The sequence below is a fragment of the Pseudomonas sp. genome (assembly GCF_049645325.1).
GTDB lineage: Bacteria > Pseudomonadota > Gammaproteobacteria > Pseudomonadales > Pseudomonadaceae > Aquipseudomonas.
On record NZ_JBARTQ010000371.1, the window covers coordinates 1 to 3,177 of the forward strand.

The following is a 3,177-nucleotide window of genomic DNA, read 5'->3' on the forward strand; positions in this document are numbered from 1 at the left end:
GTTCAGCTGTTTGCGCGAACGCAGCGGGGTGCCGATGTCCACCACGATGGCAATGTCGACGCCCATCTCCCGCGCCACATCCAGCGGGATGTTGTCGGTCATGCCGCCGTCCACCAGCAGCCTGCCGTCAATCTCCACCGGGGCGAACACCGCCGGGATCGACATGCTGGCGCGAATCACCTGGGGCAGGTGGCCTTTGTTGAATACCACCTTTTCGCCGGTGGTGATGTCGGTGGCCACGGCGCGAAAGGGGATCGGCAGCTTGTCGAAGTTACGCGTGTTGCTGCTGTGGGCGAACATGCTCTCCAGCAGCAGCGCCAGGTTCTGGCCCTGGATGACGCCCAGCGGCAAGCCGAGGCTGCCATCGTCGCGGAAGCTGAGTTTCTGCTTGACCAGGAAATCCCGGTCATCCTGCTTGCGCCTGAACGGCACGTCTTCGCGTGGAGGGGCGTCGGACAGCGCTTGCTGCCAGTCGATATTCAGCGCGAGCTTTTCCAGTTCATCGATCTTGTAGCCCGACGCATACAGCCCGCCAATCACCGCGCCCATGCTGGTGCCGGCAATCGCATCGATCTGGATGCCTTGCTCTTCCAGGGCCTTGAGCACGCCAATATGGGCCAGGCCGCGGGCGGCGCCACCGGACAGCACCAGGCCGATTTTTGGGCGTGGTGCTTCAACGGCGTCGGCAAGGAGGGGGATCAAGCACAGGAACAGGCAGGACAGCAGGCGGCGCATCATGAATCTCAGGGCTGGGCGATAAAGGCCGTATTATAGCCACTCGACCCACCGAGCCCGTTACGCCAGGAACCTCTCAAATTATGTCTGCAAGCAAACCCGAGATCGTCATCACCTATTGCACTCAGTGCCAGTGGCTGCTGCGCGCGGCGTGGTTGGCCCAGGAGTTGTTGTCGACCTTCAGCGACGACCTGGCCCGCGTGGCGCTTGAGCCGGCCACCGGCGGTGCGTTTCGCATCACCTGCGACGGTGTGCAGATCTGGGAGCGCAAGGCGGATGGCGGCTTCCCCGAGGCCAAGGTGCTCAAGCAGCGCGTGCGCGACCAGATCGACCCGCAACGTGACTTGGGGCACAACGACCGCACAGCCTGAGGATCAGGCGGCTGCCGCCGGTTGCTTGGCCTGGCTGGCGCTGCCCATCAAGCCGGACAGCACGATGGCGACGATGATTAAGGCGCCACCGAGCAGCATGCGCACGGTTGGGGTTTCAGCAAACAGCAGCCAGGCCACGGTGATGCCGTAGAGCGGTTCCATGGCGAACACCACCGACGCGGTGCGCGCCTTGATCACCGCGAGGCTGGCGACAAACAGGCTGTGGGCCAGGCCGGTGCAGAACACGCCGAGCAAGCCGATCCATAACCAGTCAATCGCGCGCACATCCGCCAACCCCGGCGCAGCCACGGGCAGCAGGCAGGCGGCGACCACCACGTTCTGGCACAGCGCCGCTTGCACCGCCGGAATCCGCCCGGCGCTGGCGCGGTTGTTCAATGACAACAACGAGAACAACAGCCCCGAGGCGATGCCCCACAGCAGCCCGCCCGTGGCGGCGCTCGCAAGGTTGAAGTCCGGGGTCACCAGCACCAGGCCCACGGTGACCAGCGCTACCAGCAGCACTTCATTGGCGCGAATGCGCTCGCGGAAGATCAACCCTTCAAGGATCACGGTAAAGGCCGGGAAGGCGGTAAACCCGAGGGTGGCGACGGCGACGCCGGCGACTTTCACCGCGATGAAAAACGTCACCCAATGCGCGGCCAAGAGTACGCCGCTGATCAACAGCCTGCGCCAGTCGCGCATTTCGAGTTTTTTCCACGGGGCATTGCTGGCAAATCGCGTGAACACCGCCAGCGCCACCACGGCGAACGCCGCGCGGCCAAACACGATGATGGCCGGCGAGGCGGCCGCCAGTTTGCCGAACACGCCGGTAAGGCCAAACATCAATGCGCCTATATGCAGGGCGCCGAGGGCTGAACGGGGAGTCATTGCGATCCTTGAACCAACGGGGTGACAGAATCGCAGTCTAGAGGGTTGCGGGGGCAGGCGTCTGTCGTCCGGCTCGCGTTTTTTATCGCAGGACTCTTCCTACATTGCGCGTCGCAGCGCACCAGGTGAGGCGCCAAACTCGCGCAGCATCGCGGCGGCAAACGCACTTTGCGAGCTGTAGCCGACGCGGTCGGCAATCTCGCCGATGGGCAAGGGTGTCTCTCGCAGCAGCTTCAAGGCCATGTTCAGGCGATGCCTGCGCAGGTAGTCCATCGGCGTCTGCCCGCATTCGGTCATAAAACGCGCGTGCAGGCGGGCCACGGAAAGGTCGGCAATGCGCGCAAGGTCGGCCACCTGCAGCGGATGCGCAGCGTGGCGCTCGATATGCGCATTGAACGCCGCATACGGCAGGCGCCGCCCCGGTAGCGGTTGGGCCAGTGGGTGATTGAGGCTGGCGAGCAGCAGCACCGCGCCTTGCTGGACGATCAACGGATCATCCACCGGGCTGTGCGCCAACCATTGCACCAGTTGGCTTTGCCGGGAATCCAGGCTCAGGCGCGCGGGCTGATCGAGCAGGCGCCGGCTGGCATCGGCATGTTCGCCCAGCGATTGCAGCACCCAGTGTTCCGTGGGCACATCCAGCACCAGGCACCGGCTGCCATCGCGGCTGCCGCAGGTGTGGTGGGCGGAGAAGGGCAATACCATCACGCTGCTTTCGTGCACCTGGCTGCCACGGCCATCGACTTCCAGGTCCAGGTGCCCGGACAGACCGAACACCAACTGCGCATGGTCATGGCTGTGGGCGAGGGGCGCTTCGATGTAGTGGCGTAGCGTGAGGGTCGGGCTCATCGCGGTCTCCTGGGCAGCAAGCCGCCAGTCTACAACGCTTCGCGGCCGTTGAGCGCTGTCATCAGACTGACGCACCGTTGTCATGGGCTATTAATCGCCGGGGCGCAAGCTCGCGAAAACACCGTCGAGGGATGCCCATGACCCGTGCCGAGTTCGCCAAGCCCAGCCGTAAACAACGTGTTCGTACCCTGTGGATTTCCGACGTGCATTTGGGCACGCGCGATTGCCAGGCCGAGCACCTTTCGCAGTTCCTCAAGGGCTACCACGCCGACAAGGTTTACCTGGTGGGGGACATCATCGACGGCTGGAAACTGCGCGGCGGCATGTATTGGCC

4 protein-coding genes and 1 pseudogene are annotated in these 3,177 nt (G+C 64.2%); 2 read left to right on the top strand and 3 right to left on the bottom strand.

The genetic code is table 11. The annotated features are described in order from the left end of the window. Nucleotides 1–735: patatin-like phospholipase family protein (locus WBB95_RS16285; protein WP_424488526.1), on the bottom strand; the 735-nt coding region annotated here is incomplete at its 3' end. Between the two features lie 83 nt (nucleotides 736–818). Between WBB95_RS16285 and WBB95_RS16290 the strand changes: the two genes are divergently transcribed. After that, a complete protein-coding gene (locus WBB95_RS16290) occupies nucleotides 819–1,106 on the top strand; it encodes a SelT/SelW/SelH family protein (protein WP_424488523.1) in 288 nt (95 codons plus the stop codon). Between the two features lie 3 nt (nucleotides 1,107–1,109). Here the strand turns inward: WBB95_RS16290 and WBB95_RS16295 are convergent, their stop codons facing one another. Then, a complete protein-coding gene (locus tag WBB95_RS16295) occupies nucleotides 1,110–1,994 on the bottom strand; it encodes a DMT family transporter (protein WP_424488524.1) in 885 nt (294 codons plus the stop codon). A gap of 99 nt (nucleotides 1,995–2,093) precedes the next feature. After that, nucleotides 2,094–2,843 carry an AraC family transcriptional regulator gene (locus tag WBB95_RS16300; protein WP_424488525.1) on the bottom strand — a complete coding sequence of 250 codons (750 nt, stop codon included), beginning with the start codon at nucleotides 2,841–2,843 and terminating at the stop codon, nucleotides 2,094–2,096. Between the two features lie 137 nt (nucleotides 2,844–2,980). Here WBB95_RS16300 and WBB95_RS16305 point away from each other — a divergent pair. After that, nucleotides 2,981–3,177, top strand: a pseudogene (locus WBB95_RS16305) (UDP-2,3-diacylglucosamine diphosphatase); the annotation flags it as partial.